Annotated in this window: 12 protein-coding genes; 8 read left to right on the top strand and 4 right to left on the bottom strand. The window is 46.0% G+C overall.

All coding sequences use genetic code 11. The annotated features are described in order from the left end of the window. Positions 1 to 100: 100 nt before the first annotated feature. Entirely contained in the window at positions 101 to 730 is a 630-nt protein-coding gene (locus RTJ53_RS10325; protein ID WP_312276886.1) for a rhomboid family intramembrane serine protease, read from the bottom strand. A gap of 517 nt (positions 731 to 1247) precedes the next feature. Here RTJ53_RS10325 and RTJ53_RS10330 point away from each other — a divergent pair. After that, positions 1248 to 2462, top strand: a complete 1215-nt coding sequence (locus RTJ53_RS10330) for an OmpA family protein (RefSeq protein ID WP_312276887.1) — start codon at positions 1248 to 1250, stop codon at positions 2460 to 2462. Between the two features lie 75 nt (positions 2463 to 2537). Here RTJ53_RS10330 and RTJ53_RS10335 read toward each other — a convergent pair whose 3' ends face one another. Next, the gene (locus RTJ53_RS10335) at positions 2538 to 3785 is read right to left on the bottom strand and encodes an FAD-dependent monooxygenase (protein WP_312276888.1); all 1248 of its coding nucleotides are present in this window, start codon (positions 3783 to 3785) and stop codon (positions 2538 to 2540) included. Further along, positions 3782 to 5053, bottom strand: coding sequence for an FAD-dependent monooxygenase (locus RTJ53_RS10340; RefSeq protein ID WP_312276889.1), 1272 nt, complete (start codon positions 5051 to 5053; stop codon positions 3782 to 3784). The genes RTJ53_RS10335 and RTJ53_RS10340 overlap by 4 nt, the downstream gene beginning before the upstream one ends. A gap of 134 nt (positions 5054 to 5187) precedes the next feature. Between RTJ53_RS10340 and RTJ53_RS10345 the strand changes: the two genes are divergently transcribed. From RTJ53_RS10345 to argG, 7 genes are all read left to right on the top strand, one after another. Continuing rightward, positions 5188 to 5421, top strand: a complete 234-nt coding sequence (locus RTJ53_RS10345; protein ID WP_159768778.1) for a hypothetical protein — start codon at positions 5188 to 5190, stop codon at positions 5419 to 5421. Between the two features lie 257 nt (positions 5422 to 5678). Further along, positions 5679 to 6872 carry a glutamine-hydrolyzing carbamoyl-phosphate synthase small subunit gene (gene carA, locus RTJ53_RS10350; RefSeq protein WP_312276890.1) on the top strand — a complete coding sequence of 398 codons (1194 nt, stop codon included), beginning with the start codon at positions 5679 to 5681 and terminating at the stop codon, positions 6870 to 6872. Next, positions 6873 to 7085: a hypothetical protein gene (locus RTJ53_RS10355; protein ID WP_312276891.1), complete on the top strand. Its 213-nt coding sequence runs from the start codon at positions 6873 to 6875 to the stop codon at positions 7083 to 7085. Positions 7086 to 7196: 111 nt separating this feature from the next. Next, positions 7197 to 10442 (top strand): carbamoyl-phosphate synthase large subunit, encoded by a 3246-nt coding sequence (carB, locus tag RTJ53_RS10360; protein WP_312276892.1) that lies wholly within the window; start codon positions 7197 to 7199, stop codon positions 10440 to 10442. A 154-nt stretch (positions 10443 to 10596) separates the two neighbouring features. After that, positions 10597 to 11148, top strand: coding sequence for a phosphatase PAP2 family protein (locus RTJ53_RS10365; protein WP_312276893.1), 552 nt, complete (start codon positions 10597 to 10599; stop codon positions 11146 to 11148). A 262-nt stretch (positions 11149 to 11410) separates the two neighbouring features. After that, a complete protein-coding gene (gene greA / locus RTJ53_RS10370; protein ID WP_007116148.1) occupies positions 11411 to 11887 on the top strand; it encodes a transcription elongation factor GreA in 477 nt (158 codons plus the stop codon). 162 nt (positions 11888 to 12049) lie between these two features. Next, complete coding sequence (gene argG, locus RTJ53_RS10375; protein ID WP_159374191.1) at positions 12050 to 13414, top strand: argininosuccinate synthase; 1365 nt, start codon at positions 12050 to 12052, stop codon at positions 13412 to 13414. Positions 13415 to 13470: 56 nt separating this feature from the next. Here argG and RTJ53_RS10380 read toward each other — a convergent pair whose 3' ends face one another. Beyond that, on the bottom strand, positions 13471 to 14010 hold the full coding sequence (locus RTJ53_RS10380) for a YecA/YgfB family protein (RefSeq protein WP_159374190.1): 540 nt from the start codon (positions 14008 to 14010) through the stop codon (positions 13471 to 13473). Between the last annotated feature and the right edge of the window lie 60 nt (positions 14011 to 14070).

Here is a 14070-nt window from a genome sequence, read left to right on the forward strand (position 1 = left end):
TAGCCAAGCGACTGCTAACTAGGTAACTTGTAACTGGGCAAGCTGTAATCAGGCAAGCGGTGCCACGCAATTTTTAGTCCCTATTTTTAGCCATTCAATGTTAGCCACCAAAGCCTAAAAATCTTGGGTGCATTAATTGGTTAAAAAAATGCGCCACAATAGCTGGCTCAATGGCAATCGTGGCTAACATACCAAAAATACCACCCACCAAATGTGCCGAATGATTGATACTGCCGCGACCTTGCCCATCCGCCCACACACTATATGCCACATAAGCCACCGCGAACACAATCGCAGGTACAGGAATCACAAACAGCAACAATGTCGACCAAGGATTCATCAAGATATAGCTAAAAATTACTGCTGAAACAGCGCCCGATGCGCCTAGACTGCTATACCGAGGATTGTTCTTTTGTTTTAGATAGGTTGGCATAATTGCCACCACCAAAGCGGCAAGATAAAACAGCACAAACCCTAGACTACCGAGTTTGGACATGAACAATCCCTGCACCGCTTGTCCAAACGAATACAAAGTAAACATATTAAAAAATAAGTGCATGCCATCGGCATGGATAAAACCATGGGTAACAAAGCGATCGACTTGTCCACGCTGCACCGCAGGCGGATAAAAAATCAACCTTTGCATCAGTTGGGGCGATTGCCAAGCTAATAAACTGACAACCACCGTAATGATAATGATAAATAAAGTATGGTTAGAAAAGAGTGACATAGCACCTCAAAATAGCAATAAATAATGATAAGTATGATTATGATAAAGATAGCGTATTATCTCAATAAGCCAAATGTGAATTTATTGATATAGATGATACCTAAAGCTGTCTTGCAGTATAACGCTAACCTTGTAGTATGAAGCTAATGACAAACCCTTCAACTTTGAGCAACACACCCTTACCCAAGTTTACCCAAAATGGGGACGATTTGAATTTTTAACACAATATTTACGCAATAGTTACCTTAACATAACTGAAGGCGACCCCATTTTGCTTTAATTTATTAGTTATATTTGAGTAATACTGCAAAAGACTTAACAAAATCCCCTGTCTTGCGGCAGTTTTTCTTAGTATTGTTAAGCGTAAATTAATTAGCAATGCAATAACAAACCCAACAACCATAAATAATAATTTTTGAAAATATATAATAGAATTATTGGCTAGTGTGCTGGATATAAAAATAATACATTGGTTTTATGGTGGTTGATAACCCTTCATTTTGTTGAGGATTGAATTATGAATATCATTGAACATTTAACCCGTACAGTAACACCCGTTCTTTTAAATAATGCAAATGACGAAAACCGCTCATCTTTATTAGAAAAATTATACGCTATTATGGTTGCCCGTCTTGCTGACGGTAACGTCTCTAACAGCTTTGCTAATGCAACCATCGCTGATGATGACCACGGCTTTTTTGACCGTGTACTACCAGATACTACCCACCGCACAGAGCTAGTGCAACAGCTCTCACGTCATTACAGTGTACCAGAGCAAGAAACTAGTTCGTTGGTAAGCCGTGCCGCGCCGCTGGTACTGCGTGAATTACGCTCACTTGCAGGTACAACACCACTCAATACTTTCTTGTCAAATAATATTGCGTCTGTGGCTTCTGTAATTCCTGCTTGGGCATATGCATTTATCCCAGCGGGCATTTTAACTATGTTGAATTTGGCGCCTGTGCATGCAGCGACCACGCCTACTGTCCAAACCACTACTCGTACAGAGGAGCATCTAGTTGCTACGCCTAAAGCTGAAGAAGGCGGCTTGATGAAAATGTTACTGCCAATTATTGGCCTGTTGATTTTAGGCGCACTCGCTTGGGCATTGTTAAAATCATGTAACAAAACTGAACCAGTCGCGACGCCAGTTGTGGCTTCTACCACTGCTTCAACAACGACAACCACTACTACGACTGAAGTCTCTGCGGCAAGTGCAACAGATAGCATGGCAATGCCTGTAGCATCAACCACTGACATGGCGGTAGCAAGTATGCCAATGGCATCTGGCACCACGATGACCACAACTGAAACCACGGCAACAACTATCTCTAGCACTGAACCTTCAGTGGTATTTGAAAATGGTCGCCTAAGCTTCTACTTTGCTACGGGTAAAGCACAAGTTGCTGGTAATGCCACAGAAAAAGCCAATGATATCCTTGAAGCCGCTAAACAAGGCAAAAAAATCGGTATCAGTGGTTATACCGACAGCACAGGTAATGCTGCTGCCAATGAGAAGCTAGCAAAAGAGCGTGCCCAAGCGGTTAGATCATTCTTAGTAGCTAATGGTGTGCCACAATTACAACTTGAATTGATCAAACCTCAAGACACGACAGGTGCTGCGGGTAAAGACCAAGAAGGTCGCCGTGTCGATGCATACATTATTGATGACAACGCAATTCCTGCAACCGGTACCACAACCGTTACAACCGTTGCAAGCCCAGCGAAATAAATCACCTTTCACGGTTGATTCATCGTTAAAAATCCTCGATAGCTTATCGAGGATTTTTTTTGCTGTTAAAAACTTTTAGATGCCACTGGCTTTTTGGGTAAAAAATTTCATCAAGGGTGTGATTTTGCTAACTGCGCTGACGCCTTCACTGCGTAGCTGCTGAATCGGACGCAACTGTGTGCCAAAAATCCAATTAATCCCTGAAAAGCTGTGCATCATCATCGCGTTATTAGCGTAGCGTTGACGCTCATAACGCTGTAAGGTGGCAAAACTTGCCCATAGCTTGTTACCTGACCGCTGATAATCTTTTTGCAAAATATCGCTCAATGCGATGATATCCAGCATACCCAAGTTTAAGCCTTGTCCCGCCAAAGGATGCACCCCATGCGCGGCATCGCCAATCAACGCCAAGTTAGCTTTGACATAATTTTTGGCATGTTGGGCACCCAGTGGGAAACTGGCGATTGACTCAATCTCAGTGATATCCCCTAAGGCATAGCCACTGGCAAAGGCGAGTTCTTTGGCGAGCTCTTTTGGCGTCAGCGTGAGTAAATCAAGTGCCGCATTGGTCGGCAATGTCCATACCACCGATTGCCAATGTTGCGGATTTGCCTGATCGTCAGCCGTCACATCTGCCAACGGTAATAGTGCCAAAGGCCCTGTCGGCAAAAACACTTGTCGGGCTGTCGCCTTGTGTGGCTGCTCGGTTTTGATGGCGCAGCAGATTGCCGTTTGCTGATACGCCAAGGTATCTAACCCAATCCCTGCCGCTTGGCGTACCATAGAGCCGCGCCCGTCAGCCCCGATTAATAGCTTACCTTGATGCGTGGTGCCATTATCTAAGCTAACTTGATACCCCAAATCTTCACCTTGCCACGCAATATCAGTGACCTTATGCCCTGCAATATGACGCAAATAGGATTGACCCTGATGGACAAGCCGCTCATCGTCAAAACCGTCATACAGCGCTTTTTCGATGATAAAGGGCTCAACCATACTACCCAATAATTGCGGTGTTTGAGCATCACCAAAATTTAGCTCGCCCACGCCATTGGTTTGCCATACCTGCATTTGGGTATAGTCGGCTTTGCGTTTGCTTTGTTCGATACGCTGCCATGCATCGACCTCTTTGAGTAGGTTGATACTGGCAACACTTAGCGCATACACGCGGGCGTCACGCTCGGTGAGTTTCTTGTCCCAGTCGGCTGCTAAAAGTTTTGGGCGAGCATCGATTAAGGTGACAGGGTGGCGCGCTTGGGCAAGCTTTAACGCCAATGTCGCGCCAACAACACCACCGCCGATGATTAATGTAGTGTTTTTCATGATTTCAGCCCCATCGCAAAGGTAGCCACAGCTGGCTTTATAAATGGTACTTTATCAAAGGCAATGAGTCCGACGTTACGCGCGATTTTGAGCAGTGGATTTTGATGCATAAAGCCATACACCACCGTATCGCAGAAAATTTCTACCCGTTTTTGGTCGACTTTACGGCGTTTGGCGTAAGTTTGTAGCATACTACTATCGCCAAGATCTTCGCCGCGCATCACTTGCTGTGCCAGCATTTTGGCGAGCGTATCAGCATCGCGCATACATAGGTTAAAGCCTTGTCCTGCCACAGGGTGCAAGGTGTGGGCAGCATTGCCCATGATGACGCAGCGACCTTTGACTTGACTATCTGCCAATATTTTGACCAGTGGATACGCGCCGCGTTTGCCCGCTTTGACAAACCTGCCTGCTAAGCTGCCAAAGGCTTGTTGAATGGTGTCAAGAAAGTATTGGTCGTCATCCAAATAGCGCTGTTCTTCGCCTTTTGGGCACACCCACACCACAGAGCGGCGGTAGCCTTGCTGGGCTTGTCGTCCGTCCCCTTGACCGATATCAAACGCATCCACCAAAGGCAACACGGCAACTGCGCCCATTTTATTAAAGCGTTCAATCGCTTGATGATGGTGGGGTTTGTCTGTCATGACCACGCCCACGACACCGACTTGGTGATAATCGTGTGCAGTTGCGCCAATGCCCAGTAGTTGCCGGCTTGGCGAATGCTGACCATCACAAGCTACCAATAAATCAGCCGTTAAGGTTTGGCGAGCTTGGTGGTCTTGGTCAAAGCGAATGGTGACATCGGTTGCCGTCTGTTGTATATCGGTCAAAGTGGCACCGTCTAGCAGGGTTATCAGCGGATTGTTTTGCACGGCGAGCAGTAATTTTTTGCCAAGCCATGCGTTTTCCATCACTTGTCCAAAACTTTCCACCCCTTCGGCTTCTTTGTTGAGGGTGGCTTTACCAAAACTACCTTCTTCACTGATGTTAACTTCATCAATGCGGCAGGCATGGCTTTGCAAGTCATCCCATAGCGCTTTGCCATTAAAGGTCATACTACGATAAATTTGTACCGTACGGCGTGACAGCGCAATGTTACGGCTGTCAAATTGCTCGCGGTCTAAGTCATCATCAGGGCTGATGGTCGGATAGTTGGCTTTTTCTAGTAACGTACTTGAGATGCCTTTGTCGGCAAGCAGTAAAGCAAAGGATAAACCCACATTGCCGCCGCCGATAATCACCACAGTTTGGGGGGTAAGAATATTCATGCTTGTTCTCTTTTTTAAAGGGCGGTTAAAGCGCACCTTATCAGAATTTTTTACCAGTTTAGCACAAATCCTTACGCGCTTTGTGGCGGCATTTGGGTAAAATCCATAAAGCAAATGTTGAAGGAATAAGCAAAATGTCGGTACTGCATTGGTTGTTGCTGTTTTTGCTTAGCAGTATATTTTATGGTTGGGTGCTGCTGGGAAATGGTGCAAAATGGCTAGAAGGTTGGCAATCTTGGTGGCTAATTGGCTGGTTTTCGCTAGATTGGACCGCCGAGCAAATCCGCTTGTATGTACTGATCATTTGGATTGTTGAAACGATTTGGTTTGTGGTCGGTTTGTTTCAACCCAGTTTACGTAGTTTTTAGACTGTATTTCGAAAAAAATTTTGGCTACCTTTTTTTGTGAAGTTCTGTTAAAATAGGCAAAATCAAACCTTAGCGAGTTGGCATGATAAAGTTAATGGCACAGACTGGTAACGCATTAAAACCAGTTAGCTATTTTCTTTAAAATCAATGTCTTCTCGCTTTTTTGTGGGCGATACTTTTTACGGTATGTGCATTGAGTGGGCATCGTATACCGTCGCACACTTAGGTAGAACACAGGATACGAGCGGAGGCACTAGGTGAACACGAATTACGCAAAAGCAATTTTGGCATTGGCAGATGGTACGGTTTTTTATGGTCGCAGCATCGGTGCTAGCGGACATACCGTTGGTGAAGTCGTGTTTAATACTGCGATGACAGGTTACCAAGAAATCTTGACCGACCCAAGCTACGCCCAGCAAATCGTCACTTTGACCTATCCGCATATCGGTAACACTGGCACTAACGATGAAGACACAGAGTCAGGTCGCATTCATAAAGTGTGGGCAAATGGATTGATTATCCGTGATTTGACCATGGCAACCAGTAACTTTCGCTCAAGCCAATCACTAAGCGAGTATCTGATTAACCATAACACCGTTGCCATCGCTGATATCGACACCCGTAAACTCACTCGCCTACTACGTGAAAAAGGCGCACAAAACGGTTGTATTATGACCGCCGATAGTGACGGTCAGCTCGATGAGGCCAAAGCAATCGAACTTGCCAAAAGCTTTGCCGGTATCAAAGGCATGGACTTGGCGAAAGTCTGCTGTGACCAAGCAGGTTTTACCTGGACGCAAGGCTCATGGCAATTGGTGAGTCCAGAAGTGAGCCCAACTTGTGGTCGCTTTAAAGAATTGGGTACTGACATCGAGCAAAAATTTAACATCGTGGCGTATGACTTTGGCGTCAAAACCAACATCTTGCGGATGCTCGTTGACCGCGGCTGTCATGTCACCGTTGTGCCAGCCCAAACGCCTATCGATGAGGTGCTCAAACATAACCCAGATGGTATTTTCTTATCCAATGGTCCTGGCGACCCTGAACCTTGTACTTACGCCATTGAGGCGATTAAACACATCATTACCCAAACCGATATTCCGCTGTTTGGGATTTGTCTAGGTCATCAGCTATTGGCACTGGCTAGCGGCGCACAAACCTTGAAGATGAAATTTGGTCACCATGGTGCCAACCATCCTGTGCAAGATATCGAGCAAGGTACGGTGATGATTACCTCACAAAACCACGGTTTTGCCGTGGATGAAAGTACGCTTCCTAGCAATATTAAAGTGACGCATCGTTCGTTATTTGATGGCTCAAATCAAGGCATTGAGCTGACCGATAAGCCTGCGTTTAGTTTTCAAGGACATCCAGAGGCAAGTCCAGGACCCCATGACTGTGCGCCACTATTTGATAAATTCGCAGCTATGATGGCAAAGGCGAAAGCGTAAATGCAACAATACCCTTTTCACCTGGTTAATGTCTTTGCTGAAAGCCATTTTGGTGGCAATATTAGCCAAAATCACTATCCGATAAGCAAAGCCATTCACCAAGGCGATGACATGGGCAGACCCAACCGCTTGACGCTCAACGTCGATAACGAGCAAAACATTTTTGTGGGTGGCAATGTCATCGAAGTGGGCAAAGGTGAGTTTTATTTATAATAAAAAGTGCGTTAATCGCGCTTTTTTTAAAATTAGGGTTTTAAAACATCAGTTAGTACTCAGTTTTTTATTTTAAATTTTATGTAATGCAGTTAAAAAGGGTGTAAAGCAATGCCAAAACGTACCGACATCAAATCCATTCTTATCATCGGCGCAGGTCCTATCGTCATCGGACAAGCCTGTGAATTTGACTATTCAGGCGCACAAGCCTGTAAAGCCTTGCGTGAAGAAGGCTACCGCGTCATTCTGGTTAACTCAAACCCCGCCACCATCATGACTGACCCTGTCATGGCAGACGCAACCTACATCGAGCCCATCACTTGGCAAACGGTAGAGCGCATCATTGATAAAGAACGCCCTGATGCTATCTTGCCAACCATGGGCGGACAAACCGCGCTCAACTGTGCGTTAGACTTGGACAAATATGGCGTACTGGAAAAATATGGCTGTGAGCTGATTGGTGCGACCAAAGACGCCATCGAAAAAGCCGAAGACCGCAATTTATTTGATAAAGCAATGAAAAAAATCGGCTTAGAGTGCCCACGCGCCGAAGTAGCCGAAACCATGGAACAAGCCTTCGCTATTCAAGCCAAAGTCGGCTTTCCCTGCATCATTCGCCCGTCGTTTACTATGGGGGGTTCGGGTGGCGGCATCGCTTACAACCGCGACGAATTTGTCGAGATTTGTGAGCGTGGTTTTGACTTATCGCCCACTCACCAACTATTGATTGATGAAAGCCTAATCGGTTGGAAAGAGTACGAGATGGAAGTTGTCCGTGACAAAAAAGACAACTGTATCATCGTCTGTTCGATTGAAAACTTTGACCCTATGGGTGTGCATACAGGCGACTCTATCACTGTAGCACCTGCTCAGACTTTGACGGATAAAGAATACCAAATCATGCGTAATGCGTCATTGGCGGTGCTGCGTGAGATTGGCGTCGAGACCGGTGGTTCAAACGTACAATTTGGTATTGACCCAAAAACAGGTCGTATGGTCGTCATCGAGATGAACCCACGTGTCAGCCGTTCATCTGCATTGGCATCTAAAGCCACGGGTTTCCCGATTGCCAAAATCGCAGCAAAACTTGCCGTCGGCTACACCCTCGATGAACTCAGCAATGACATTACAGGCGGCTTGACCCCAGCTAGCTTTGAGCCTGCCATTGACTATGTGGTGACTAAAGTACCGCGCTTTAACTTTGAAAAATTCCCCCAAGCTGACAGCACTTTATCTACCCAAATGAAATCGGTGGGCGAAGTGATGGCGATTGGTCGTAACTTCCAAGAGTCGATGCAAAAAGCGTTACGCGGTCTTGAGATTGGGGTGAATGGTTTTGATGAGTATCTTGATTTCAATCAAGACGAGGATACCATTTGCAGCACCTTAAAAGTTAAGTTAAAAACCCCTACACCTGACCGTATTTTCTATATTGCTGATGCCTTCCGTTTTGGCATGAGCGTGGATGAGGTTTTTGAGTTTACTCGTATTGACCCTTGGTTTTTAGTGCAAATTGAAGACATCGTCAAAACGGAAAAATTGGTGAAAGAAACTGGCTTTGGCGGTTTGACCCGCGACAACTTGCGTCAATTCAAACGTAAAGGGTTATCAGATTTACGCTTGGCAACGCTCTTGGGTATTTCACAAAAACAACTGCGTAAAAAACGTTGGGATTTGGGCGTGTATCCTGTGTACAAACGCGTGGATACTTGTGCCGCGGAGTTTTCGACTTCGACCGCTTATATGTATTCAAGCTATGATGACGAATGTGAAGCCAATCCAACCAACAACAAAAAAATCATGGTTATCGGTGGTGGTCCCAACCGCATTGGTCAAGGTATTGAATTTGACTATTGCTGTGTGCACGCCGCCTTGGCAATGCGTGAAGATGGTTATGAGACCATCATGGTCAACTGTAACCCTGAAACGGTTTCAACTGACTATGACACCTCTGACCGTCTATACTTTGAGCCTATTACGTTAGAAGATGTGCTTGAAATCGTGCGCATCGAAAAGCCCGAAGGCGTGATTGTGCAGTACGGTGGACAAACGCCATTAAAATTAGCGCGTGCACTGGAGGCCGCTGGCGTGCATATCATCGGTACCAGCCCAGATGCGATTGACCGTGCAGAAGACCGTGAACGTTTCCAACACATGATTCAGCAATTGGGCTTTACTCAGCCACCTAATGCCTTGGCGACCAGTACCGAAGACGGTATCGTGAAAGCGACGCAAGTGGGCTATCCCCTAGTTGTCCGTCCCTCTTACGTGTTGGGCGGTCGCGCGATGGAAATCGTCTACAACGAAAACGAACTGCGTCGTTATTTGCGTGAAGCCGTACAAGCGTCCAACGAAGCCCCTGTATTACTGGACCGCTTCTTGGATGATGCGATTGAAGTGGACGTGGATTGTATCTCTGACGGCACCAATGTGGTGATTGGCGGTATCATGCAGCACATCGAACAAGCGGGCGTGCATTCAGGCGATTCAGCGTGTTCAATCCCTCCGTATTCACTCAGCCAAGAGATTTGTGATGTGATGCGCGAACAAACCGTGGCGATGGCAAAAGAGCTGGGTGTGGTGGGCTTGATGAACGTCCAATACGCGGTCAAAGATGGTGTGGTTTATATTCTTGAAGTCAATCCGCGTGCCTCACGTACGGTGCCTTTCGTATCAAAATGCATCGGCACTTCACTTGCGCAAGTCGCTGCGCGTTGTATGGCTGGCACAACGCTTGTGGAACAAAACTTTACCACTGAGGTGATTCCAACATTTTTTGCGGTCAAAGAAGCGGTCTTCCCTTTTGCCAAATTCCCAGGCGTTGACCCCATTTTAAGCCCTGAGATGAAATCAACCGGTGAAGTCATGGGTGTGGGTCAGACCTTTGGTGAAGCTTACTATAAAGCCATCATTGGCAGTAATGATAGATTGCCCGGTTTGCCAGTGGAGAATGAAGTTAAAAAAGTCTTCTTATCAGTGCGTGAAAGCGACAAAGCCAATCTGGTACCAGTGGCAAAACAATTTGCCGACTATGGCTTTAAACTTGTGGCAACCTCAGGCACCCAAAAAATCTTGACCGAAGCCGGTATCGCCTGTGAGCGCATCAACAAAGTCACCGAGGGTCGCCCACATATCGTCGATGCCATCAAAAACGGTGAGATTGCGATTGTGGTCAATACCACTGAAGGCAAACAAGCGCATGAAGACTCGTTCTCGATTCGCCGCTCAGCCTTACAGCATAAAGTATTTAATGTGACCACCTTAAATGCTGCGGCAGCAGTTACCCAAGCGTATAAAGTGCAACTGCCATTTGATGTGTATAAGCTCCAAGCGCTACATACACAGACACATGAATAATCACCGCTAGTCTAAAATACTGATAGCCAGCGCTGTCAGTATTTTTTTATGGGTTAAGATAATCCTAAGGTTTAGGGTGTAGACTGGGTTTGCCCTAAGTACAGCCACGTTTATCAATGTTTTGACCATTAACCACAATCAGGGTGTGAATGCCATGGGACAACCTTCTAAGACCTTTAACGTCATACTGCTCGCTGCTATATTAGCGCCGACGACAACGGTATATGCCAAAAGCGATAGCGAAAAAGCGGGCGATATATTGCATATTGCTATCCCGGTAGCAGGCTTAGGCATGGCACTTGCCAAACATGACCAAGAAGGCGTGTATCAACTAGGTAAAACCATGGCAACCAATTTGGCGGCTACCTATGCGCTCAAGTACACCACCAATGACACCGCGTGGGGCGAACGTCCCAATGGCGAAGATTACTCATTTCCGTCAGGGCATGCTAGTGATTCTTGCGCGGGCGCGACTTTCATCGGTCAACGCTATGGCTGGCGCTATGGCTCGATGGCAATGATTCCTGCCGCCTATGTGGGCTGGTCACGTGTGGATGCCGACAAACACCATACGCGTGATGTGGTTGCTGGCTGCGCGCTGGGTGTCGTCAGTGGTTTGGTGATGACGCAACCGTTTGACAATGCCACTATTTTACCTTGGTATGAAAATAAAGCGGTGGGTGTTACCATCAGCTCAACTTGGTAATGTGAGGGTTCATGCAGTCAATTGAGTGAATGCTTTGCATCACAAGCCGTTATCAAGTAAAATACGGTTATTGTGGTGATTGACGCAGCACAGCAAATTTTTTACTAGAACCTTGTTAGGCAGTAGCCCTGTCTAGCATGGTTTTTTTCATCTATACAAAATAGATAGTGGTCAATCACGAGAGTTGATGACCATTTTTTGTGACTTGTTACTTTGGCAATCTTGCCGTTTGAATCCCTATTTGTGACAAAAGGAATCCCCTATGCAACGTTATCCAATGACGCCTCAAGGTCACGCGGCTTTAGAAGAAGAGCTCAAACAGCTCAAAACCGTTGACCGGCCACGTATTACCGCAGCGATTGCCGAAGCGCGCGAACATGGCGATTTAAAAGAAAATGCCGAGTATCATGCTGCCCGCGAGCAGCAAGGATTTTGTGAAGCCCGTATTCGCGATATTGAAGCCAAATTGGGCGGGGCTGAAGTCATTGATCCGCTCAAACTACCGCAAGAAGGTCGCGTAGTGTTTGGCGTCACAGTAGTGATTGAAAATCTCGACACGGAAGAGCAAAAACGCTATAAGATTGTGGGTGATGATGAAGCGGATTTTAAAGCCAACAAAATCTCGATTAACTCGCCCATCGCGCGCGGTCTGATTGGCAAATCAGAAGGCGATGAAGCCAAAATCCAAACCCCAAGCGGTGAGGTTGAGTACGAAATCGTCGAAGTCTTGTACCAATAACCGCCATTTAGCCGATAAAGCCAATCAAATGATTGGCTTTTTTATTGTGACAAATTATGGGTAATTGTCAAAAAATGGCGAAAAACACGTTGACAAAAATGTTACAATAATTCGATAGGTTGATTTTACAGATTATTTTTTGATGACTTGATAGGAAAGGTTATGAGCCACGATACCACAAACAATGCCACCAATAACGCCACCATTTTACAATCTGTCCCCGTCGGGCAAAAAGTCGGTATCGCGTTTTCAGGCGGACTTGATACCTCGGCTGCGCTACTTTGGATGAAGCAAAAAGGCGCGCTGCCATACGCTTATACCGCAAACTTAGGTCAACCTGACGAAGACGATTACAACGCCATTCCGAAAAAAGCCGACCAATACGGTGCGGTCAAAGCGCGTTTGATTGATTGCCGTTTGCAATTGGCGCTTGAAGGTATTGCCGCAATTCAATGTGGTGCGTTTCATGTCAGCACTGGTGGTATGCCCTACTTTAACACCACGCCACTGGGTCGTGCGGTCACAGGCACCATGCTAGTGACTGCCATGAAAGAAGATGATGTCAACATTTGGGGCGATGGCTCAACTTATAAAGGCAATGACATTGAGCGTTTTTACCGTTATGGGTTACTCACCAACCCTGCCCTTAAAATCTATAAACCGTGGCTTGACCAAACCTTCATTGATGAATTGGGGGGTCGTAGCGAGATGTCACAGTTCTTAATCGACAATGGCTTTGACTACAAAATGTCCAAAGAAAAAGCCTACTCAACCGACTCAAATATGCTCGGTGCGACGCATGAAGCCAAAGATTTGGAGTTTTTGGATGCCAGCATGCACATCGTTGAGCCGATTATGGGTGTGGCATTTTGGGATGAAAATGTCAAAATCGACAAAGAAACGGTGACCGTACGCTTTGAACAAGGCATGCCCGTGGCAATCAACGACGAAATCTTTGATAGCCCAGTGGATTTGATTTTAAAAGCCAACGAAATCGGCGGTCGTCATGGTCTTGGGATGAGTGACCAAATTGAGAACCGTATCATCGAAGCCAAATCACGGGGTATCTATGAAGCCCCTGCCATGGCGCTGTTACACATTGCCTATGAGCGTTTGGTCACTGGGATTCATAACGAAGACACCATCGAGCAGTACCGTATCAATGGCTTACGCCTAGGTCGCTTGTTGTACCAAGGTCGCTGGTTTGACTCACAAGCCTTGATGCTTCGTGAAACCGCCCAGCGCTGGGTCGCTAAAGCTATCACGGGTGAAGTCACCATCGAGCTACGCCGCGGTAATGACTATACCATCTTAAATACTAAATCTGACAATTTGACCTACCAACCAGAACGTCTATCAATGGAAAAAGTGGAAGATGCGGCGTTCACGCCAATGGATCGTATCGGTCAGCTTACCATGCGCAATCTAGATATTTCAGATACCCGGGCTAAATTGGCGTTATATAGCCAATCAGGTTTGTTATCCAATGCCCACGGCTCAGACGTACCACAACTAGAGCAAAAATAATGCGGTAAATAAAAAGGGCGTATTGAATACGCCCTTGGTTTGTTACGACCCATCATTTAGTCATTGGTATGAAATAACAAAAACAACTCAACGATGTTTTTTTCTATGGCTTGTGCCATCTGACTCATGGTTTCTGGGTCTTTGAGTAGCTCTTGCATATCCGGTTGGTCTTCATCAATGCCACTAAACAAAATCATCGGTAACGTCAGCATTGCCACATCTTCTTCGCTGTCGTCATCATCAAGCCAATCATCTTCTTCGTCATCGCTGGCATACATGGCATCAACAAAACCCACCGACCATTCGCTGATTTCTGAGTTTTCAATATCGAGATAATCAGTTTCGTCGACATCAAAAGGTAGCTCAATTTCACGCTCATCTTGCAGCATGGCTTGCAGCTCATCACGCCACTGTACAATGGCTGATAACACCTCTGGCTTGACTTGTTTTTCATGCCCTTCAAAAAGATAGGTTTGCCAATTGTCTAAAGGTTTGCCGACAATAGAGGCGGTTAAAAAGCCGTGTGTAGCGATGCTCGATAGCCCAAATTCATTATCATCACTGTCTAAAAAATCGATTAAATCATCAAAATCCATGGTGGTTATCCTAGTATGCTATCAAAAAAGCGGATTGAAAAAAGAAAGGTTAATACCTAG

The sequence above is a fragment of the Moraxella sp. CTOTU46711 genome (assembly GCF_031975715.1).
Classification (GTDB): Bacteria; Pseudomonadota; Gammaproteobacteria; order Pseudomonadales; family Moraxellaceae; genus Faucicola.

Bases quoted from the DNA above. Each gene is read 5' to 3' on its own strand.
- RTJ53_RS10325 (WP_312276886.1), bottom strand. From the start codon at position 730: ATGTCACTCTTTTCTAACCATACTTTATTTATCATTATCATTACGGTG.
- RTJ53_RS10330 (WP_312276887.1), top strand. From the start codon at position 1,248: ATGAATATCATTGAACATTTAACCCGTACAGTAACACCCGTTCTTTTA.
- RTJ53_RS10335 (WP_312276888.1), bottom strand. From the start codon at position 3,785: ATGAAAAACACTACATTAATCATCGGCGGTGGTGTTGTTGGCGCGACA.
- RTJ53_RS10340 (WP_312276889.1), bottom strand. From the start codon at position 5,053: ATGAATATTCTTACCCCCCAAACTGTGGTGATTATCGGCGGCGGCAAT.
- RTJ53_RS10345 (WP_159768778.1), top strand. From the start codon at position 5,188: ATGTCGGTACTGCATTGGTTGTTGCTGTTTTTGCTTAGCAGTATATTT.
- RTJ53_RS10355 (WP_312276891.1), top strand. From the start codon at position 6,873: ATGCAACAATACCCTTTTCACCTGGTTAATGTCTTTGCTGAAAGCCAT.
- carB (WP_312276892.1), top strand. From the start codon at position 7,197: ATGCCAAAACGTACCGACATCAAATCCATTCTTATCATCGGCGCAGGT.
- RTJ53_RS10365 (WP_312276893.1), top strand. From the start codon at position 10,597: ATGGGACAACCTTCTAAGACCTTTAACGTCATACTGCTCGCTGCTATA.
- greA (WP_007116148.1), top strand. From the start codon at position 11,411: ATGCAACGTTATCCAATGACGCCTCAAGGTCACGCGGCTTTAGAAGAA.
- argG (WP_159374191.1), top strand. From the start codon at position 12,050: ATGAGCCACGATACCACAAACAATGCCACCAATAACGCCACCATTTTA.
- RTJ53_RS10380 (WP_159374190.1), bottom strand. From the start codon at position 14,010: ATGGATTTTGATGATTTAATCGATTTTTTAGACAGTGATGATAATGAA.